The organism is Yinghuangia sp. YIM S09857, assembly GCF_051388915.1.
GTDB lineage: Bacteria > Actinomycetota > Actinomycetes > Streptomycetales > Streptomycetaceae > Yinghuangia.
Genome location: NZ_JBPKBH010000001.1, coordinates 21,491 through 40,499, shown reverse-complemented (window position 1 = coordinate 40,499; position 19,009 = coordinate 21,491). Strand labels below are relative to the sequence as shown.

17 protein-coding genes are annotated in these 19,009 nt (G+C 72.6%); 8 read left to right on the top strand and 9 right to left on the bottom strand.

Features of this window, described 5'->3' with window-relative positions; genetic code table 11:
• Window positions 1-924, top strand: a 924-nt coding sequence (locus ACRX5S_RS00195) for a hypothetical protein (RefSeq protein ID WP_436770589.1), incomplete at its 5' end; no start/stop codon positions are given.
• 6 nt (window positions 925-930) lie between these two features.
• Here ACRX5S_RS00195 and ACRX5S_RS00190 read toward each other — a convergent pair.
• Window positions 931-2,328: a cryptochrome/photolyase family protein gene (locus ACRX5S_RS00190; protein ID WP_436770588.1), complete on the bottom strand. Its 1,398-nt coding sequence runs from the start codon at window positions 2,326-2,328 to the stop codon at window positions 931-933.
• An 82-nt stretch (window positions 2,329-2,410) separates the two neighbouring features.
• Here ACRX5S_RS00190 and ACRX5S_RS00185 point away from each other — a divergent pair, with 82 nt between their 5' ends.
• A complete protein-coding gene (locus ACRX5S_RS00185; protein ID WP_436770587.1) occupies window positions 2,411-2,938 on the top strand; it encodes a MarR family winged helix-turn-helix transcriptional regulator in 528 nt (175 codons plus the stop codon).
• 64 nt (window positions 2,939-3,002) lie between these two features.
• Here the strand turns inward: ACRX5S_RS00185 and ACRX5S_RS00180 are convergent, their stop codons facing one another.
• Both ACRX5S_RS00180 and ACRX5S_RS00175 read right to left on the bottom strand, forming a co-directional pair.
• Entirely contained in the window at window positions 3,003-3,449 is a 447-nt protein-coding gene (locus ACRX5S_RS00180; RefSeq protein ID WP_436770586.1) for an LppU/SCO3897 family protein, read from the bottom strand.
• Between the two features lie 201 nt (window positions 3,450-3,650).
• A complete protein-coding gene (locus tag ACRX5S_RS00175) occupies window positions 3,651-4,259 on the bottom strand; it encodes a TetR/AcrR family transcriptional regulator (RefSeq protein ID WP_436770585.1) in 609 nt (202 codons plus the stop codon).
• Between the two features lie 76 nt (window positions 4,260-4,335).
• Between ACRX5S_RS00175 and ACRX5S_RS00170 the strand changes: the two genes are divergently transcribed.
• Entirely contained in the window at window positions 4,336-5,175 is an 840-nt protein-coding gene (locus ACRX5S_RS00170; RefSeq protein WP_436770584.1) for a class I SAM-dependent methyltransferase, read from the top strand.
• A gap of 109 nt (window positions 5,176-5,284) precedes the next feature.
• Here ACRX5S_RS00170 and ACRX5S_RS00165 read toward each other — a convergent pair whose 3' ends face one another.
• Window positions 5,285-5,803: a GNAT family N-acetyltransferase gene (locus ACRX5S_RS00165; protein WP_436770583.1), complete on the bottom strand. Its 519-nt coding sequence runs from the start codon at window positions 5,801-5,803 to the stop codon at window positions 5,285-5,287.
• A gap of 520 nt (window positions 5,804-6,323) precedes the next feature.
• Between ACRX5S_RS00165 and ACRX5S_RS00160 the strand changes: the two genes are divergently transcribed.
• Entirely contained in the window at window positions 6,324-6,515 is a 192-nt protein-coding gene (locus ACRX5S_RS00160) for a hypothetical protein (protein WP_436770582.1), read from the top strand.
• 373 nt (window positions 6,516-6,888) lie between these two features.
• Here the strand turns inward: ACRX5S_RS00160 and ACRX5S_RS00155 are convergent, their stop codons facing one another.
• The gene (locus tag ACRX5S_RS00155; RefSeq protein WP_436770581.1) at window positions 6,889-7,920 is read right to left on the bottom strand and encodes a rod shape-determining protein; all 1,032 of its coding nucleotides are present in this window, start codon (window positions 7,918-7,920) and stop codon (window positions 6,889-6,891) included.
• Window positions 7,921-8,423: 503 nt separating this feature from the next.
• Here ACRX5S_RS00155 and ACRX5S_RS00150 point away from each other — a divergent pair.
• Window positions 8,424-9,995 (top strand): PP2C family protein-serine/threonine phosphatase, encoded by a 1,572-nt coding sequence (locus ACRX5S_RS00150; RefSeq protein WP_436770580.1) that lies wholly within the window; start codon window positions 8,424-8,426, stop codon window positions 9,993-9,995.
• A gap of 131 nt (window positions 9,996-10,126) precedes the next feature.
• On the opposite strand, the gene ACRX5S_RS00145 is transcribed toward ACRX5S_RS00150, so the two are convergent.
• Window positions 10,127-11,590 (bottom strand): DNA-binding protein NsdB, encoded by a 1,464-nt coding sequence (locus tag ACRX5S_RS00145; RefSeq protein ID WP_436770579.1) that lies wholly within the window; start codon window positions 11,588-11,590, stop codon window positions 10,127-10,129.
• Between the two features lie 791 nt (window positions 11,591-12,381).
• On the opposite strand from ACRX5S_RS00145, the gene ACRX5S_RS00140 reads away from it, so the two are divergent.
• Window positions 12,382-13,383, top strand: coding sequence for an aminoglycoside phosphotransferase family protein (locus tag ACRX5S_RS00140; protein ID WP_436771122.1), 1,002 nt, complete (start codon window positions 12,382-12,384; stop codon window positions 13,381-13,383).
• Between the two features lie 240 nt (window positions 13,384-13,623).
• Here the strand turns inward: ACRX5S_RS00140 and ACRX5S_RS00135 are convergent, their stop codons facing one another.
• On the bottom strand, window positions 13,624-14,346 hold the full coding sequence (locus ACRX5S_RS00135; RefSeq protein WP_436770578.1) for a PspA/IM30 family protein: 723 nt from the start codon (window positions 14,344-14,346) through the stop codon (window positions 13,624-13,626).
• A 130-nt stretch (window positions 14,347-14,476) separates the two neighbouring features.
• Entirely contained in the window at window positions 14,477-16,564 is a 2,088-nt protein-coding gene (locus ACRX5S_RS00130) for a TPM domain-containing protein (protein ID WP_436771121.1), read from the bottom strand.
• A 206-nt stretch (window positions 16,565-16,770) separates the two neighbouring features.
• Here ACRX5S_RS00130 and ACRX5S_RS00125 point away from each other — a divergent pair, with 206 nt between their 5' ends.
• Complete coding sequence (locus tag ACRX5S_RS00125) at window positions 16,771-17,016, top strand: hypothetical protein (protein ID WP_436770577.1); 246 nt, start codon at window positions 16,771-16,773, stop codon at window positions 17,014-17,016.
• Between the two features lie 235 nt (window positions 17,017-17,251).
• Here ACRX5S_RS00125 and ACRX5S_RS00120 read toward each other — a convergent pair whose 3' ends face one another.
• On the bottom strand, window positions 17,252-17,734 hold the full coding sequence (locus tag ACRX5S_RS00120) for a hypothetical protein (RefSeq protein WP_436770576.1): 483 nt from the start codon (window positions 17,732-17,734) through the stop codon (window positions 17,252-17,254).
• A gap of 152 nt (window positions 17,735-17,886) precedes the next feature.
• Here ACRX5S_RS00120 and ACRX5S_RS00115 point away from each other — a divergent pair, with 152 nt between their 5' ends.
• Window positions 17,887-18,996: an NAD-dependent epimerase/dehydratase family protein gene (locus tag ACRX5S_RS00115; protein ID WP_436770575.1), complete on the top strand. Its 1,110-nt coding sequence runs from the start codon at window positions 17,887-17,889 to the stop codon at window positions 18,994-18,996.
• The last annotated feature ends 13 nt before the right edge of the window (window positions 18,997-19,009 follow it).

Sequence of the window (19,009 nt, the reverse complement as noted above, 5' to 3'; positions counted from 1 at the left end):
CCCCCCCCCGGGCCCGTACTGCGGGCCGTCCCGCTTCCGTACCCGATCACCGACCCGGGCGACCTGCGGGCACGCATCTTCACCGACATGCAGGAGATGTTCTACCGGCTGAGTCGGACGGCCGAGAAGTGCGCGGACCCGGAGGTCGCCACGCCGCCCTTGACCGTGCGACTGGCGAACGCCCGTCGCTGGGAGAGTTCGCTGGGCCGCCTGGGGTGCCGCGCCCTGCGCGCCGCGCTCTCCCCCTCGGAGCCGGATCGGCGCAGCACCGACCTGGGGGCGGACCACGTACGCTCCTGGGGCGGTCCGCCGCTGTGCGACCCGGGCGGCCGCTGGCGGACGTTGACGCTGCGCACGGACGGGGGCGCCGTTCCCCAGGAAGGCCAGGTGTGCCGGACCGCCCGCGGCTGCCTGATCGTGCTTCAGGGGTCACTGGGCAACTCGCCCGACATCGCGGCGATCGAGTACGCGGCGGACGGCGTCTTCGGCGAACCGCCTTTCGGTGTCGTCGAGTCGGAGCGCGTGTGCGCGGGCTGGGGTGGCGCGGCGCGCGTCGCGGCGTTCCTGCGACTGTTGGAGACGCGGGGGCCCGCGCCGTGGCCCGAGGCGTCGATCCGGGCGTTCGGCGAGGCCGCCGGGCTGTCCGTGGAGGAGGCGTCGCTGCTGGCCGTCGGGTTCGACCCCTACGACGCGTACCTGATCGGCCGCGGCGCACACGGCATGCCGAAGACCCTGGTCGAACTCAGCCGCCTGGACGAGGTGCGCCTCCAGGAGGCGGGCCGCTACCTCGCGCGCGTCGCCACGGTCGACCAGCGCCTGGAAATCCCGGAGTTGCTGATGCCGGACGACCCGGCCGGCCTGTGGGACGACCGCCTGGGCGTCGAGCGGGCGGCGGCGTGGTGGAAGGCGAACGTAGCCGGCTGACGGACGTCACCTGCCCTCGCGCATCGCCGCGTAGCGTGCCAAGGCGACTTCGCGCTCCTCGGCGTGGTCGACGATCCGCTCCGGATACCCCTTCGGCAGGCCGTCCTTGAGCTTCCACGGCTCATGGACGGCCGCCCCGGCGATGCCGCGCAGCTCGGGGACGTACTTGCGCACGTAATCCCCGTCAGGGTCGAACTTGCGTCCCTGCGTCACGGGGTTGAACACGCGGAAGTACGGTGCGGCGTCCGTACCGCAGCCCGCGACCCACTGCCATCCGTGGCTGTTGGACGCGAGGTCGCCGTCCGCGAGCCGGTGCATGAAGTGCGCGGCGCCGCGCGTCCATTCCTGGTGCAGGTCCTTCACCAGGAACGATGCGACGACCATGCGCACCCGGTTGTGCATCCAACCCTCGGCCAGGAGCTGCCGCATGCCCGCATCGACAAACGGAAAGCCGGTGCGTCCCTCCTGCCACGCCTCGAACTCCTCTTCCGCGCCGAGTCCTTCGTCGTACGGCATCGCCTTGAAGCGCGCGTCGAGGTAGTCCCGCCCGCTTTCCGGCCGATGCCACAGCACATCCGCGTAGAACTCGCGCCAGGCAAGCTCGGCCCGGAACTTGGCGGCCCCGGTCGCCTGTGCGTCGATCTCGGCGAGGATCGTCCGCGGGTGGATCTCGCCGAACTTGAGGTGCACGGACAGGCGCGAGGAGCCCGGCAGATCGGGTCGGTCCCGGCGTTCGGCGTAGTCCGCCAACCCGTCGCCGTCGCGGAAATCCGCCCATTGCCCGTACGCGGCCCTCTCACCCGCCGCGGGCAAATGCGGTACGCCCGAAGCCGGTTCGTCCGGCAGCGCCGCTCCCCTTCCGCCAGTCCATTCGACGCCGTCGGGCGCGGGCAGTGGCCGCCGCCAGCCGTGGTCCGCCCAGGCGCCGAGGAAGGGGGTGAAGACCCGGTAGGGCGTACCGTCGCCCTTGACAACGCCCCCGGGCGCGACCGCGTACGGCGATCCGGTGCGCACGAACGGCACTCTGCCCAGGGCCTGTTCCACCGCGTCATCGCGCTTCCGGCCGTACGGCCCGAAGTCTGCTGCCACGTGCACCTGTTCGACGCCGACCTCAGCCGCAAGCCGGGGGATCTCGGCAGCCGGATCCCCGTACCGCACCACAAGTCCCTGCTTCCCCCCGCCCTTCCGCACGTCGGCGTCGAGCGCGCGCAGCGACCGCGCCAGATGGGCCCGCCGAGCCGGTCCCGCCGCTCCCCACAGCACCGGATCGACGACGAAGACCGGCAGAACCGTGCCGGCCTCCCCGCCTCCTATCCCGGGCGCCCCCGTCCCCGCCGCGGCGTGGAGGGCCGGGTTGTCCCCGAGCCGGAGGTCACGACGGAACCACAGCAGACGTACACCCATGCCGCGACGCTAGCTTGACTTAAACTTGACTTCAACTTCTATGTTGATCAGGTCATCCGGATCAGCCGAAGGAGGCATCGCGATGACCGTCAAGGACTATCCGGCCGAGCAACTGGCCCACCAGCCGATCGGCTATTGGGCGGGCGTCGCCCACCAGGCGATTGTCGCGTACACGGTGGCGACCCTGCGCAAGGAACAACTCACCCAGCCGCAGTGGTGGGTCGTCAACCTGATCGGCGAATCCCCCGGCACCTGGACGCGCGCGTCCGTCGCCGACCAACTCGGCATGTTCGCCGAGCCCGGACTGTCCTTCGACCCCATCTACGCGCAACTCTTCTCGCGCGGCTGGATCGACGAGTCCCCCGACGGCATGCTGCACCTGACACCCGCCGGTCAGCTCGGTCTCGCGCGCACCCACGCGCGCGTCGTACGGGCGAACGCGCGCATCCACGAGGGCATCTCGGAGCAGGACTTCCTCGGCGCGCTGGCGGTGCTCCGCCGCATGATCGACAACACCGGCGGAGACAGCGACGTCCCGTGGTGGGCATCGGCGCTGGACCTGGTCGGTCAGGCGTCCCCGTACACCATGGGCGAGCCCGAAGACGGCTGAAGGCCCGCCGGGTGACCCGCCGCGCACACTCTCGCGGTCGCACCCACCCGGCCGGCCCCGCCTTTCACCCAGCTTCCCCCGCCGGGTCCGGTTGCCCGCCGGTGGCGGCCAGCAGGCGTGTCTTCATCTCCTCGAAGTCGGCGTGATTGAAGTTGAACGGCATCGTGCCGATCGCCTCGTAGTCCTTGAACGTCGTGAACGGCGTCACCGTCAGGCACAGCACCTCACCGTCCGACGACCGCCACTCCATCCCCGTCTCGTACCCCTTGTCGGCCGGGAGATCACGGCACGGCGCCGGACCGGCGGGAGCGTCGAACCGCTCCGTGACCCGCCAACGCGCCTCGGGCGAGAGGCAGTCCACCGAACTCGGCAGCCGCCCGCCCACCATCGACCCCTCGAACGCCATCAGGCACAACCCACCCTGCTCGCTCTGGGCGTCCACCTCGTCGAGCGGCATCGCGAACCGGTACACCGGGTAGGCGGCGACGGCGGCAACCGCAACGGCCCACACGGCGACCCACCCCAGCCCGGACCGCTTCCGCGGCCCCGACCGACGGCCGTGCCCACGCGAGGAATCGGGCGGCTGGGGGCTTTCGGCGTACGGACTTCCCTGAACCGGAATCGCCATGCGCGGCACCATATACACGGCACCCCACCCAAGGGAATGGTCCAGACCAAATTGGTATGGACCTCTTTGGCCGGACGCCGCCGCCTACGCCGATCGACGCTGCACGACGTCCGCAACGACCGCTGCCACAAGCCTGTGCACCACTGCCGCGTCCGGCGGAGTGGAGTCGCGGTCCCGGTCCGCGAACAGCAGGTGCCCGCCGCCGACCAGGGAAAGAGTCAGTGAGTCGATGTCGGCATCGGCGGCGATACGCCCCACGTCGCGTTCGTCGGCGAGATAGGCCGAGATCTCGCTCGTGGCCTGCCCGAGGATCGCGATGCCACCCCCGGGCGCGGCCTGGCGCAGGCGCGCCCGGAGCTCGTCCCGAAACGTGATGAGCGGGATGATCGCCACCGCAACCGGGCCGAAGAGCGCGGTCAGCGCGGCGGTGAGGTTGTCGGCCACCGTCCCGGTGCCGACCGACCCGCGCAACGCGCGCGCCCGCGCCTCCAGTTGCGCGGCCCGGTCGAGCACGAGCTCGGCGAGGAACCCGTCGAAGTCGCTGAAGTGCCGGTGCAGAACACCCTTGGCGCAGCCCGCCTCGTCGGTGACCGCCCGGCTGGTCAGCGCGTTCGGCCCGTCCCGCAGCAGCACGCGTTCGGCGGCGTCGAAGAGCTGCTGCCGCGCGTCGCGAAGGTGCACTCCGGTGGGCAAGTCAGGGGTCCTCTCGTATGTCGGCCGCCTCATCCTCCCCCATTGACGGTGGGCACGCGCCCACTAAAGTGGGCACATGCCCACTCAGTCGCGCGACCAACCCGATCAACCCCCCGCCCGACCGCACAACGCCCGGCACATGGCCGAGTCGTTCGGCGCGGACGCGCAACGCTACGACGCGGCCCGCCCCCGCTACCCTGACGCGCTCGTGGCCCGCATCGTCTCCTCGGCTCCCGGCGCCACACCCCACCTGCTCGACATCGGATGCGGCACCGGCATCGCCTCCCGCCAGTTCCAGGCAGCCGGCTGCACCGTGCTCGGGGTCGAGCCCGACCCGCGGATGGCCGACTTCGCCCGCGGCCTCGGCCTGGACGTCGAGGTCGCGACCTTCGAGGACTGGCGACATGACGGCCGTACGTTCGACATCGTCACCGCCGCGCAGTCGTGGCACTGGGTCGACCCGTCCGTCGGCGCCGCGAAGGCGGCACGCGTACTACGCCCGGGCGGACGACTGGCGATCTTCGGGCACGTGTACGAACCGCCCGCCGAGGTAGCCGAAGCCTTCGCCGAGGCCCACCGGCAAGCGGCGCCCGACTCCCCGCTCAACGCACTACCGGCCCGCCGCCCACTCGGCCTGTACCAGGCCGGGTACGCCGAATTCGCCGAACGCATCCGCGAAACCGGCCAGTTCGACGAACCCGAGCAGTGGCAGTTCGACTGGCGGCGAACCTACACACGCGACCAATGGCTGAACCTGCTGCCGACAACCGGCGGCCTGACCCAACTCCCTCCCGCCCCACGAGCCAAGGTCCTGAACGCGGTAGGCGACACCATCGACTCCCTGGGCGGCCACTTCACGATGCTCCACACCACCCTCGCCACCATCGCCACGCGCCGCCGCGACACGCAGCGGTAGAAGTGCGTCGCCATCCGTCCAGATCCCGCCTCTCCGATCGCGCCGTGGCTCGGGAACACGGGGATCGCGGTGGGGTCCTGGAGGGGGGTGCCTCCAGGACCCCTTGCGATCAGCGCGGGTCGCGGGTCGGGGTCGTGGTTCTGAACTTGGCCACGGTCTCGTCGGTCTCCCAAAGGCGGAAGCCCGCCTTTTCGAGGACTCTGGCCGAGGCCGGGTTCGAGAGTTCGACGTCGGCGCTCACGGTGTGGACTTCCGGCGCGGCGAGGGCGAATTCGGTGAGGGCGCGGGTGGCCTCGGGGGCGTACCCTCGGCCGCGCCGGGAGGCCACGATGCCGTAGCCGATTTCGAGGACCCCGTCGGTGGGCGGCCAGAAAAGGCCGATGGAGCCGACCACCAGGCCGCTGTCGCGCTCGACGACAAGACGGTGGCCATGGGCGCCGAGCCAGTCGGGGCACCGGTCGAGAAGGCCCGCGATGACGCAATCCCCTTCGGCGGGAAAGTCGTCCGCCCATTGCGGGGACCGGGTGCCGTCGAGGACCGCGGTGGCCTCGCCCACGGTCCACGACCGCAGGACGAGGCGTTCGGTGACCAGGTCGGCGTGACCGGGTGAAGAGGTAGGGGAAGACATGTGTCTCTCCTGGTCGTTGCAACGACCGGCCGTGCGCTGTCAGCGCACGGGCCGGATGAGGGCACGCTGATGACGGCTGACGGCAGCCATACTCATCAACCTCCTCATCCCGAGAGCACGCGTCTGTCGCGCTCGCGTGAGCGTAGTGACCCCGCCCGGCCGAGACAACCCACCTCCGCGGGCAGCAGGTTCAGTCCGGCACGGAGCGCCCGAGCGCGACGCGGCATCGGAGCGGTGGTCGTCGGGGACCGGGGCGCTCCGATGCCGCGCGATCTGCCCGCACCCCCGTGGCGGGCCGATTGTGCAGGGCTACAATAGAACAGGTTCTACCGTAGTGAAAACCATCCGGTTATTGTGCCATCAACGGCCGCTGACTGTGTGTCAGCTGAACTCGACCGGGTGACGGTGGTGTTCGGACACCGCACGGGGCAGGGCGGGCGGCCTGTCGGGTGGTTGCTCGAACGGGCCCGGATCCGCGCGCCGTCCGGGTCTGCGGATGAGCCGGTGCGATCATCGGGCCATGAGCGAGGACCAGTACTACTACTGCATCAAGCACGGCGCCGTCGAGCAGGGTGCCGGGTGCCGGGCGAACGACCGGCTCGGTCCGTACCCGACGCGCGAAGCGGCCGCCCACGCCTTGGAGTCGGCGGCCGAGCGGACACGCGAGGAGGACCGGAAGGACGAGGACTGGGACGACCCCGGCGCGCGCTGACAACCCGAGGCGCCGACAACTCAAGGCGCTGACGGCCCGGGCCCGTCGCGACCCGCGTCGCGGGCGGCCCGCCCCTGCCGTCGGAGACCGACGACACGACCGCGCAAAAGCGGTCGTCGGGCGGGCCGCCCCATCCCGGCCGCCTGTTCCGGGGCGGATGCCACGGGGCCGCACGCTGCCGTGGCGCACCCCGGAGGGCAGCCGTTCGAGGGACGTCCGGCACCGGGGAGGTCCGGTGCCGGCGGCGTCCGGTCGAGGGGCCGAACCGAGCGCGGGAACGTCCGGTCCGGAGGGCGGAACGTCCGGTCGAAATGCGGGAGTGCTCGCCGGTGCGGGATCCGGCAGCCCCCGTCACCCTGGCAGGGCCAAGGCGTCAGGCGACCGGGACGAACGCCTCCGCGTCCGTGGCCGGCTCTTCCTCGGCCGGGGTCTCGGCGTGCACCGGTTGGCGCGGCGGCTTCGTCGAGCGGCCGTCGATGAGCCGGGCCAGGCCGTCGATCACCTTGCTCTGCGGGTCGGAGGCCACATGCACGGGCATGCCCGTCGCGGCGCGGATCATGGCGTCCAGGCCCGGGATGTGGGCCCCTCCCCCGGCGACCGTGATGCCGCGGTCGGCAAGGTCGACCACGAGGTCCGGCGGGGAGCGGCGCAGGACGCAGGTGATGCCGTCCAGAAGCGAAGCCAGCGGCGCGCAGATGATGTCGCGTACGCCGGCCGCCTCGACGGCGAGCGTGCGGGCCAGCCCGGTGGCGACGTCCTTGCCGACCACGGTGATGACCTCGTCGGTGTCGAGCCGGTGGTAGATCTCGCGGATCGCGCCGGTCGGCGTGACGACGCCGTGCCGCGCGCGCAGGTGTTCGGAGATGGCGTGGTCGATCGCGTCGCCGCCCACCGGGAGGATCGACGCGGCGACCACCGCCCCCAGCGACAGCACCGCGATCTGCGTGGTGGCCGCGCCGCAGACGACGACCATGGCCGCCTCGGGCAGGTCCACCGGAAGGCCGCAGCCGACGGCCGCCGCCACCGGGATGTCGACCAGTTCGACGCGCCGCACCCCGAGCCCGGCCAGCGACGAGACGGCCGCCTTGCGGATCAGCGGGCCGCTGTCGTGCGGTACGCCGACCAACGCCCGCACGCCAGCCGGTCTACGCCACAGCGGCGCGACGCGGCGGTCCACCATCTGGCGGAGCATCGACTGCGCGAGTTCCTCGTCGACCACGGTGCCGTTCAGGATGGGTCGCCCGACGCGGATGTGGTCGGGGGACCGACCGACCATCCGGGCTGCGACCGAACCGACGGCGACCAGCCCGCCGTTGCGGGTGTCCACCGCGGCGAGACTGGGCTCGTCGACGACCAGACCGTGGTTCTTGAGGTAGACGCGGGTCCGGGACGCCCCCAGGTCCACGGCCACATAACAACGCCGCAAGGCGGCAGGATCGACTCCCACTACATCCTCCGATTCGTCCGGGCGTGTTCGACGGAGCCGAAACCTCGCTTGGACTGCGGAACGGGCTCCATCGTGTGCCGATCGGGCGGCGGTCCGCGCGCCTACTGGGCCGGTCGGGTGACGACACGCCGTGCGCGGGGCATTCGACCGACGGTGGGCGCGGGGTCGCCGGGCAACCGGCCGACCATCGGTGAGCAGGGTCGGAACCGCGCCGCACAGCGGCCGCGACGACCCGGCGGGACGACGCCACTGCGACCGCCCGGACGGGACGTGATCGCAAGTGATCGTCCGGACGCGGCATCCCGGGACCGCGGCGATCGGCTCCGGTCATCGGGAGCCCCGATTCGGTGCGGAACCGTCAACCCGTCATCACCCTCCACCAATGTGGTGAAATCACCCCCACCGGGAACGCCGTTGTGCGAGAGTCGGTGGGGCCACACGGAAGCGGCGTAGGCGGGTGGATGCACGAGCGGCCGGAGTTCGACGCGGCGGATCTGTCGGCGATGATGACGAGGGTGGCCCGGCTGAGGTCCGAGGTCGACGACCTGCTCACGACGTATACCGCGCAGGAGTCCTCGCGCCGGGCGCACGTGTGCGAGCTGCTGTCGTCCAGCCTCGAACAGTCGCTGAACCACCTCGCGCAACTGTGCGCACCGGTACGCGAGGACGCGGCCCCGCGCGACCACGACGCACGCCGGTCCGAGCCGTACCGCCACGGCGCGCACGCGCTCCCGGCGGTGCCCGAGATGTTCCGGTCGCAGCGCTACCTGCGGCCCCGCCTGGTGGACACGGTCGTCGGCGACACACTGGTGCCGTCGCGCCCGGCGGCCCCGCGCGATCTGCTGCTGCCGCCCGACGAGCCGGTGCGCGGACGCGGGCACGAGGACCTGGTGCCGCCGGCCCTCCCCGGACCGCGGGCGCACGCCGGGCTCATCGCGAGTGCGGAATGGCATCTGGACACGGATGAGATCCGCTGGTCCGACGAGATGTACCTGCTCTTCGACCGCGATCCGGTGGCCGGCCCGGTGCGGCTGGACGACCTGCCGCACCACGTACTGCCCGGCGATCTCCCCGAGGTCGAGACGCTGGTCGCCGGGCTCCTCCACGAACTCGTCCCGGCCGAGGCCGAGTTCCGTGTCCTGCGGACGGACGGAACGACGCGTTCCGTCCACCTCGTCGGCGAGCCGGTGCTGGACGCCGACGGAACCCCCCGCAGCGTATGGGCCATTCTCCGCGACGTCAGCGAACTGCGCTGGACCCAGGCCGCGTTGAGCGAGGCCCGCGAACAACTCCTCGTACAGCGCCAACTCGCCCGCGCCGAGCACCGCATCGCCGCCGAGTTGCAGCGCGCCGTCATGCCGCGCTGGACCCGCGCCATCGCCCTGCCCGGACTGGACGTCGCCACACGCTACTTCCCCGCCGAGGCGGTCTCCCGCGTGGGCGGCGACTGGTACGACGGCATGGCGCTCCCGGACCGCACTGTGCTGGTCAGCCTGGGCGACATGGCCGGGCACGGGCTGGCGGCCGCGGCCGGGATGACGACGCTGCGCAGCGCGCTCGAAGGGTACGCGATCACCGGCGCCCGGCCCGGCGAAATGCTGTACTGGCTCAACCGCCTGGTCCTGCACACCATGCCCACCGAGGCGATCGCGACCGCGGTCTGTGGGCGGTACGACCCGGACCGCCGCGTCCTGACCCTGGCCCGGGCCGGGCATCCGCCGCTGCTGCTGTTCCGCAACGGCAGCGGCTCGATCCCGGACATGCCGGGCGGCATCCTGCTCGGTGTGCACGACGAACCGTGCTACGAGGAACTGCGCCTCGAACTACGGGCCGGGGACCTGCTGTTGCTGTTCACCGACGGGCTCGTGGAGCGCCGCGGGCTGGACATCGACGAGTCGATCGGGGCGCTGCTGTCCCTGGGACCGCTGCTCGCCGGCGCCGACGCACGTGCGTGCGTGGACCTCGTGGTGAGTCGGCTGGGGCACACGGACTATGAGGACGACGCGTGTGTCATGGCACTGCGGGTGACGTGAGCCGACCGTGATCCGAGACGTCACCTGACGCGGCGTTGCGCGGTACGGGACGGGACCACGGCCGGGAGTTCGCCGCCACGCGGCGGGCCGCCACCAGGCGTCCGGGAACCGAACCGGGGCCGACTCCGGCGTCACGCCGTCGTCGGCCCCGTCGGCCCCCCACCGTCGGAGATCTCCTCATGGAGGCTCTTGATCTCCGCCACGTCCTTGTAGCGTCCCGTCAGCTTCTGCATCTCCCCGAGCCGGTCCCACGTGCGGTGCGAGGAGACGTCGCGCGTGGAGCTGATCGCGAGGCGCGCGTATTGCGCACCCGCGTCCGGCTGGCCGTCGAGGAGGTACGCGGACGCCAGCGAGATCAGGTCGAACGTCTGCGACCGCTGGTGCCCCTGTGCCCGCAACTCCATGGCCTTTTGGGCGTGTTCCTGGGCGGGGCGGACCGCCGAGGGGTCGGTGTCGGCCAGCGTCCGGTACACCAGCGCCTGCATGCCGTGCAGGTCCGCGCTGTCGAAGAAGCCGATCCAGTCCGGGTCTTCCTGCGGCTGGGCACGTGTGAACTCGCGTTCGGCGAGCCCGAGCGTACGCCTGCACTCGACGGACTGCCCGAGTGCCGCCTGCGCCCACGCCTCGACCGTGTGGAACATCGCCCGAGTGGTCGGCGTCGCGCGCTCCCCCGCCGTCCGCTGGGCCAGGTCGATGAGCGAAAGCGCGTCGCGGGCCCGCCCGAGGTGCACCATCTGCCGGGCCGCGCGCGACAACGCCTCGGCGGCGCGCGGGAGATCGCCCGCCTCGCGGGCCGCGTGGGCGCCGATGACGAAGTAGTTCTGCGCGGTGGGGTTGAGACCGACGTCGTGCGACATCCAGCCGGCCAGGACCGACAGGTTCGCGGCGACCGCCCACAGGCGCTGCCGGACGGGCCCGGGGTTGTCCGCGGTCAACAGGTTGCCGACCTCGTTGAGTTGGCCGACGACGGCCTTGCGCTGGAGGCCGCCGCCGCGGTTCGCGTCCCAGGCGCGGAAGACGGTGACCGCGTGTTCGAGCGCGGCGACCTCCTCCGAACCCACGGGGCCGGCGTCGATCGGGGCGTACGCCGCACGTGTGCCGAACGTACTGGCGCGCGGGGCCGAGGAGTTGGCGGTGCCCGGCGCGGACTTGCCCGTGCCGAGCCAGCGGTCGAAATTGGTGACGAGGACGGGGCCCGCGACCAGCGCGAATCCCGTTCCGACGAAGCCACGCCGATTGAGCATGAGGTCCATTCCCGTGAACTCGGTCAAGGCGTCCACGGTGCGCTTGGTGCTCCACGGCAGTTCCTCGGGAACGGCTGGTACGTGGTGCCTGGGGCGCCCGGTGAGGCCAAGATCCTCGGAGGTGACAACACGTCCGAGTCGCTCGGTGAACAGCGCCGCGAGCACCCGCGGGACGGGGTCGCGCGGGCATTCGCCGTCCTCCAGCCAACGCCGCACCCGCGAGGTGTCGGTGGCCAGTTGCGGGTGCCCCATGCCGGCCGCACGCCGGTTGACCAGCCGGGCCAGTTCGCCCTTCGACCAACCGGTCAGCGCGAAGAGGTCCACCAGTTTGGTGTTGCGCCCGCGCCGCATCTCGGCCCGCCCTTCGTTTCGCCGTTCACGTTCGAGCCCCCAGGTTGCTCGGTGCTTCGAGGCTAGTGCGGAGTGGGGCACCTGCCGCCGATTCGCCACAGTTCGCCAGGGTCCGCCACGTGGATCACCACCCGCACGAGGGAGTCTCGTGGATGGTGGATACGGAACGCGGGGCTCCCACCCGCCGCGCGGCCGGATCCGCCGGCCCCGGGTCCGCGATCGGATCCGGCCGGACTCGGCCGAACCCGGCCGGTGGCGACAGGACGTGACCGGAGGCGATCGACGACAGTCGGCCGCCCCCGGGACGTCGGCAAGTGCATCGGTCTCAGTACATCGATCAGTACGTCGGTCGGTACGCCCGTCAGTACGTCGGCAAGCGCATCGGTAAGTGCATCGGTAAGTGCAGTCGAAATCCCGTCGAAGTCCCGCCGAAGTCCGGTCGGCTGACCGGAGACCCGCCGGGGGTGGCCCCCAGGACGCCCCCGGTTCGGCCCCAGGGCGAGGACGACCGCCCCCCGGTCGGCCCCGCGGCCCCCGGCGGCACCGCCCGGATCCCCGGAGCAGGAAGGCCCTCGATGTCACCCTCCCCGTCACCCCTGGCCCGCGGTTCGTCGGGCCCCGCGGCGCGCGGCAGCTCGCCGCGGCCCGCGGCGTACGGCCCTGCTACCTCGCCCCCCACGCGCCGCCCCGCCCCGCCTGGTCCCGCCGGCGGCCGGGCGAACAGCCAGAGCGGGCCGCGTCCGCCGGGGTCGCCGGGGGCCGACCCGGGGCGGCAGCGCTCCGGCGGCGGCGTGCCGGGGACGTACGGTCCGGCCGGACGCGAGACGGACTCGGCGGGACGGCGCATTCCGGCGCCGGGTCAGGGCGGTCCGCGTGACCGCACGGGGCGGGGGCCGGAGGGCGGACCGCAACAGCCGCCCGTGACACCGTCGGTGGTGGCCGCGGCGGCGGCGAAGGTGTGCCCGGGCTTCGTCGCGGGCGCGGTGATGCGGCGCACGCAGAAGTCGGTGCTGATGTCCGGCTCGGTGGGGCGAAATCCCGTGGTGGTGAAGTACCTTGCCGACGACTCGTCGCACTGGATGCAGCGGTTCCGGCACGAGATATCGGCGTACCGCACCTTCACGCGGCAGCGGCCGCCGGTGCGTGTGCCGCGCCTGTTCGGCGCCGATCCGGACCGGCGCGTGCTGGTCCTGGAACACGTGCCGGGACGGCCGGTCGCAGTGGAACGGCATCCGGGAACGGCCCTGGCCCGCGGTGACATCCGCTCGGTGATCCAGGCGTTCGGCGCGTTGAACACCTGGAAGCCGCCGACGGGTTCGTTCCAGGCGGCGTTCGACTACCTGCCGCGCGTGCAGCGGTACCACGCGCTGGGGCTGCTGACCGACCGCGACGCGGGCGACCTGGCACAGCTCATGCGCGGCCTGTCTCGGCTGCCGCTGCAACTGTGCCACGGGGACGCGATGTTCTCGAACGTCCTGCTCACGTCGCACGGACCGGCCCTGGTGGACTGGGAGTTCGTCGGCTACCACCTGCCGGGATACGACCTGGCCGTGCTGTGGTCGCTGCTCGCCCGGGACCCGTTGACGCGACGTCAGATCGTCCAAGTTGCCCAGCAGAGCGGCTCCTTCGCGCGCGATGCCTTCCTCGTCAACCTCATGCTCGTGCTGGTCCGGGAGATCCGGATCCACGACCAGGCTTCGGCGGGCGAGGACGAACGCCGTCTGCTCCGCCGCCTGCACGACGACTGCACCACAGTGCGCCGGGCGGTGCGCGCCGCGGTCGGAACGCACTGACGCTCCAACCGACGTAGGCGGGCACCGGCCCGGAGGACCGCATCGGCTCCGCGGGACACGGAAGGGAGGTCGAGGCCCCTGGGGCGGACGCACTCGGGACGAACGGCACAGGAGGCCGGCGGGAGTCCTCCGCTCCCGCCGGCCTCGTGTGCCGCCTCGTGTCCGGGCTCGTGTCGGGTCGGACCCGGATCTGACCTGGGTCGGGCAAGTGTGGTGACTGCGCAGTCCCGCGGTCCCCGGTCAGGCGGGCGCCTTCGACTTCAGCGCGGCGAGGCGCGCGGCAACCTCGGCGTCGTCGGCGACGTCGTCCAGCGACTCGAACTGCGCGTCCAGGGAGGATGCCGCCAGCTCCTCGGCGCCGCGCACACGGGCCTCCTCGCGCCGGACCTTCTCCTCGAAGCGGGACACCTCGCTGGTCGGGTCCATCACGTCGATGCTCTTGAGCGCGTCGTGCACCTGGGTCTGCGCCTGAGCGGCTTTTGCTCGGGCCACCAACTCGTCGCGCTTCCTGCGGAGTTCGTCGAGCTTGTCGCGCATCTTCGCAAGGCCGTCCTTGAGCTTGTCGACCGACTGCTGCTGCGCCGCAATGGTCGGCTCGGCGGTCTCGGCCTCCTTCTCGTAGTCCAGTTGCCGCCCGAGAGCGACCTTGGCGAGGTTGTCGAACTTGTCGGCGTCGGCGGTGTCCCCCGCCGCGCGCAGGGCGTCTGCCTTCTGGCTGGCCGCGAGGGCCTTGCGGCCCCACTCGGCGGCGGACTCGACGTCCTCGCGGTGGTCGTCCTCCATGAGCCGCAAATTGCCGATGGTCTGGGCGATCGCGGCCTCGGCCTCGCCGATGTTCTCGGTGTAGTCGCGGACCAGTTGGTCCAGCATCTTCTGCGGGTCCTCGGCCTGGTCGAGGAGGGCGTGGATGTTGGCCTTGGCCAGTTGGGTGACGCGGCCGAGGATCGTCTGTTTGCTGCTCATGGTGCGCCTTGCCTTCCCTGCGATGGTTCGTGCGTCGTAGCCGGTCTTGCGCCGTCGAGGGCGAACTGTGCCGTCGGTGCGGTCCGGTGGTGCGGTGACTTGCGTTGCGTGCGCGGGTGGTCAGGATGCGTCAGAACCGGCCGCCGCCTCCTCTGCGCCCGCGCGTCCCGCTGCCGCCGAAGCTGCCGGGCCCCGGGCCGCCGCCGCGCGAACCGCCGCCCCAGCCGCCGCCCCTCCCGCCGCTCCGCCCACCGCCCAGTCCGCCATTGATGAGGATGCCGCCGAGCACGACCCCGGCCAGGTTGCCGAACCCTCCCCCGCCGCCCCCGAATCCGCCGCCTCCGTATCCCTGGCCCGGGCCGCCGCCGTAGCCGCCGCGGAAGCGCCGTACGTCCTCCTGTGCGAGCCCGATCGCCTCGCCCGCCAGCGCGGCGGAGCGCTGCGCGGCGGCGAGGGCGGCCACGGGTTCGGCCGACGCGTCGGCGTGGGCCAGGTCCAAGTGCCGCTGCGCCTCGCCGAGTCGGGTACGTGCGGTGCCGCCGACCGCGCCGCGGTTGGTGGTGACGAAGTCGGACGCCGCCGCCACCTCGGCCCGCGCCGCCGCGAGGGCCTGGTCCAGCCCGGCACGGGCCCGCCTGACCCGCTCCTGTTCGTCGCGTACGTCGGCAAGTGCCTTGTCCAGCGCGGCATCCGCCTCCTCGACGCGCCGCGCCGCGGCGATCGGATCGGGACGCCGGTCCGTACCGGACTCGGCCGCCACGGCCGCGAGTTCACCGCGTGCCCGGGCGACGAGCCCCGCGAGGGCCGGATCGTCGTGGCCCGCCGCGACGAGGGCGTCCGCCTCGGCCACGTCTGCTTGGGTCTCCGCGACCAGGCCGTGCAACGACGCTGCGGCCGCGTCGAGTTCAGCGGCGCGGTGGTGCACGGCGTCGAGGAGTTGCCGGGCCTGTCCGACCGCCGCCTCGGCCGCCTGCACGGAAACCGCGGCGGGTCCGATACGCCCGGCGGTGTGCTCCCGGTCCGCGTCGGTCAGGGCCTCCTGCACGAACGTAAGGCGCTCGGCGGCCTGGTCGGCGTTCTCGGCGACCGGGACGAGCGCGGAGTCCGCGTAGCGTTCGGCCAGTTGGACGAGCGTGGTCCGGGCCGGGTCGACCGCCTGGGACAGCATCGCCGCGTCGCGGGCGACCTGCGCGGCCACCTGCGGGGCGTTGGCCTCCAGGTCGCGGAGCCGGTCGAACGCGTCCGACTGCTCGTCCAGGCGCCGGTTGGCCTCGGCGCAGCGGGCGGTGATCTCGGCGAGCATGGCGCGCTTGGCGGCGTCGTCCTCGGGGACGTCGTCGTCGAGGCGCTGCCGGATCCGGAACGCGGCGCTGAGCTCGGAGCGGGCGAAGTCGAGTGCGGCAGCGAAGGGGACGACCGCCTGCTCCCCGAACTCGGCCGTGGCGAAGCCGAGTTCCTGTTCACTCGTGCGCACGGCGTCGTCGGTCTCGACCAACAGGCGGCTCGCGGACTTGTCCAGGTCCGCGAGCGGGACGCCTCCGGCGGAGGACGCCGCATCGGGCACGTCCCGTCCGGCGGCTCGGCGGTGCCGGACGAACAAGTAGCCGCCGGCCACCGCGACACCGCCGATCGCGACGGCGGGGATCCAGCCGGGTACGCCTCCGCCTCCGCCGTCCCCGCCCGGGTCGGCGTCGCCGGGGACGACGGGGCCGGTCACGACGGGGGCACCGGACAACGCGGCGGAGTAGCCGTCGGCTGCGCCGATCGCGGCTCCGGCCCAGTCGTTCCGCCGCAGGTGGGGTTCGATCGCGACGCGCGAGACCTCGTCAATCTGCGGGTCGGTGAGGCGGGCGGCGCTGTCGACGGAGACGTAGTACTGCCGGGCGCCGGTGGCGACCGCGAGCAGGATGTCGTCGCGGCCGAGCCCGTTGCGGGCTGCGGTGGCGTCGGCCCATGCGGCGGGACTCTGGCCGGAGAAGTCGCGCACGTACACGACGAAGAGTTGCAGCCGCTGCGACTGGTCCAACCGGGCGAGCGCGGTCTCGACCTCGCCCTTGCGGCTGCCGAGCGCGCCGACCTTGTCGGTGACCTGCCCGGCGGAGAGCGTCACGGGGCTCTCGGCGCGGGCGGCGGGTGTGCCGGGGTGCCCGGGAACGGCAGGCAGCACCGCGATTGCGACAACAGCGGCGGCCACCGACACCCGTCCCAGCCGCCGCATGCGCTCCCAGCCCTCCGCCGATCCCCGACGGTGCGCCGGGGGTGTCCTGTGCACGCACGCTAACCCGACATTTCGGGCATGGCGAGCGGAGGTGGGACGGGTACGGAGGCGAAAGGAAGGTGGCGGCGCCGGGGTGTGCGGTGGGGCGGCGCAGCGGTGCCGGTGGGGGCAGAGGGGAGCGCCGGGGCTCGCGTAGATTGTCGGGCATGCCGGAAGACGCCCGCGGACGCCTCGTCAGCGACCCCTTCGACTACCGCGTGACCAAGGACCGCAAGGTGCTGGTGTCGCGCGGCGGACGCCTCGTCGTGACGGTGTCGGGCGCGGCCGCCGAACGCCTCGTCGCCGGCCTTGAGGCGGCCGAGGCCGCGGACGACGCGACGGCCGTACAGCACCTCCTGGCCCGCGCGACCGGCAACTACCGCCGCGGCAACGAAAAGCGCCCCACGCGCTGAGGCCGACGGGCCCGACGGACACGCCTGGCCGCGACCGGTCGGCCCCCTGCCACCCACCGCGCCGGAGTGAGCGCGGTCGGCCCGAGGGTGCGGCCGTTCGCGAAGGCGGCGCGTGCGGACCTTGGCTGCATGCCTCGTCCGTCAAGGGTGATTGACCGTGCCGGGGTGAGCGCGGTCGGGGCGAGGGTGTGGGGCAGGGCGGACACGCGTGAGGGCCGCTCGTCCGGCCCCGGCGTCATGCTTTGAAGGACTCCGCCGGGATCGGCTTCAGCAGGGCGAAGATGTCGTCGGTGATGGGGCGGTCCCAGGAGACGACCCGAACCTGCACGTCGTCGCTGCGGTCGAATTCGACGCAGGCCAGGCGGCCCTCGGCGTACTTGACGCGGCGGACGACCAAGAGGCCGTCGTCCTGCATCACCGGGTGCTCCTCGACGCCCAGCTCCTCCGGCATCTCCTCGTGGCCCAGGGCCGCGACCAACTGCTGGGCCTCGATGCGGCCGACGCCCTCCTCCCGGGCGGGGGAACCAGCCGGGAGGTTGCCGATCAGCATGGCGGGGCCGCGGCCCGCGAGCAGGTCGTAGCGGACGAAGATCCCCTGGCAGGTGCCGTCCGCCCCGGGCAGGATGTGCACCACCACCGACCCCGGCCAGTCGGTGAAGGGGATGGCGAGAACGTCGAAGTCCGGCCCGGCGGGCGGGCGGCGGCGCAGGAAACCCATGGGTCCATGCTACGGCGTGCACCGGCGCGTGATTGCCGCGAGGGCCGCCGCGGGATCGCCCTTGTACCCGTGCCGACCTGCGGATACGGTCGCCCCGTCGTGGTAGCTGACTACGTCAAGCATCTGACGGTCCCGCGGGAGGGCGGCAGCACATGGGCGAACGGATCCTCGTAGTCGGCGGCACCGGCCCGACCGGCGTCCCGCTCGTGCGCGGGCTGGTGGCCCGCGGCCACGAGGTGAGCATCCTGCACCGCGGGACCCACGAGACGCCCGAGACCCCCGGCGAGGTGCGCCACGTGCACCTCGACCCGTACGACGAGGACGCGTTGCGGGAGGCCGCGGCGGGTCCGGCGTATGACACGGTGATCGCGATGTACGGGCGGCTGCGCCGCATCGCCGAGGCGTTCGCGGGCCGCACCGGGCGGTTCCTGTCGGTCGGCGGTGTCCCCGCGTACCGCGGCTGGATGAACCCGGACGTCGCGGGCCCCGCCGGGCTGCCGGTGCCGGTCGGCGAGGACGCGCCGCTGGTGCGCGACGTGGCGGAGGATGCCAAGGGATACCGCATCGTGCGCACCGAGGAAGCGGTCTTCGCCCACCACCCGCAGGCGACGCACGTGCGCTACCCGTACGTGTACGGACCGCGCCAGCTCGCGCCGCGCGAATGGTGCGTCGTACGCCGGGTGTTGGACGGGCGGCGGCGCATCGTGCTGGCCGACGACGGCCTGACGCTGCACCACCACGGCTACACCGAAAACCTCGCGCACGCCCTGCTGTTGGCCGTCGACCACCCCGACCGCAGCGCCGGGCGCATCTACAACGCCGCCGACGACGAGATCCTGACGGTCCGCCAGGTCGTCGAGATCGTCGCCGCGGCACTCGACCACACCTTCGAGATCGTCTCGATGCCCTTCGAACTCGCCGTTCCTGCCAGGCCGTTGCTGATGCAACCGTCACCTGCGCACCGCGTGCTCGACCTGTCCCGGCTGCGCGCCGACCTCGGCTACCGCGACGCGGTGGCGCCGCGCACCGCACTGGAGCACACCGCACGCTGGCTCGCCGAGAACCGCCCGGCGCCCGGTGGCACCGAAGAGCAGGTGCTGACCGACCCGTTCGACTACGCCGCGGAGGACCGGCTCATGGAGGCGTGGTCCGACCTCCGTGACAGCCTTCCCGATCCGGGCTTCGCGACGGTGCCCGGGTACGGGCTGGCGTACAGCGGTCCCGGCGGACGCCCGCGCAGCAAGCCGGAGTTCATCGCCTGAAGCACGCACGGCA

Coding starts and splice junctions, on each gene's coding strand:
- ACRX5S_RS00190 (WP_436770588.1), bottom strand. CDS start 2,328: ATGGGTGTACGTCTGCTGTGGTTCCGTCGTGACCTCCGGCTCGGGGAC.
- ACRX5S_RS00185 (WP_436770587.1), top strand. CDS start 2,411: ATGACCGTCAAGGACTATCCGGCCGAGCAACTGGCCCACCAGCCGATC.
- ACRX5S_RS00170 (WP_436770584.1), top strand. CDS start 4,336: ATGCCCACTCAGTCGCGCGACCAACCCGATCAACCCCCCGCCCGACCG.
- ACRX5S_RS00165 (WP_436770583.1), bottom strand. CDS start 5,803: ATGTCTTCCCCTACCTCTTCACCCGGTCACGCCGACCTGGTCACCGAA.
- ACRX5S_RS00160 (WP_436770582.1), top strand. CDS start 6,324: ATGAGCGAGGACCAGTACTACTACTGCATCAAGCACGGCGCCGTCGAG.
- ACRX5S_RS00150 (WP_436770580.1), top strand. CDS start 8,424: ATGCACGAGCGGCCGGAGTTCGACGCGGCGGATCTGTCGGCGATGATG.
- ACRX5S_RS00145 (WP_436770579.1), bottom strand. CDS start 11,590: ATGCGGCGCGGGCGCAACACCAAACTGGTGGACCTCTTCGCGCTGACC.
- ACRX5S_RS00135 (WP_436770578.1), bottom strand. CDS start 14,346: ATGAGCAGCAAACAGACGATCCTCGGCCGCGTCACCCAACTGGCCAAG.
- ACRX5S_RS00130 (WP_436771121.1), bottom strand. CDS start 16,564: ATGCGGCGGCTGGGACGGGTGTCGGTGGCCGCCGCTGTTGTCGCAATC.
- ACRX5S_RS00125 (WP_436770577.1), top strand. CDS start 16,771: ATGCCGGAAGACGCCCGCGGACGCCTCGTCAGCGACCCCTTCGACTAC.
- ACRX5S_RS00120 (WP_436770576.1), bottom strand. CDS start 17,734: ATGGGTTTCCTGCGCCGCCGCCCGCCCGCCGGGCCGGACTTCGACGTT.
- ACRX5S_RS00115 (WP_436770575.1), top strand. CDS start 17,887: ATGGGCGAACGGATCCTCGTAGTCGGCGGCACCGGCCCGACCGGCGTC.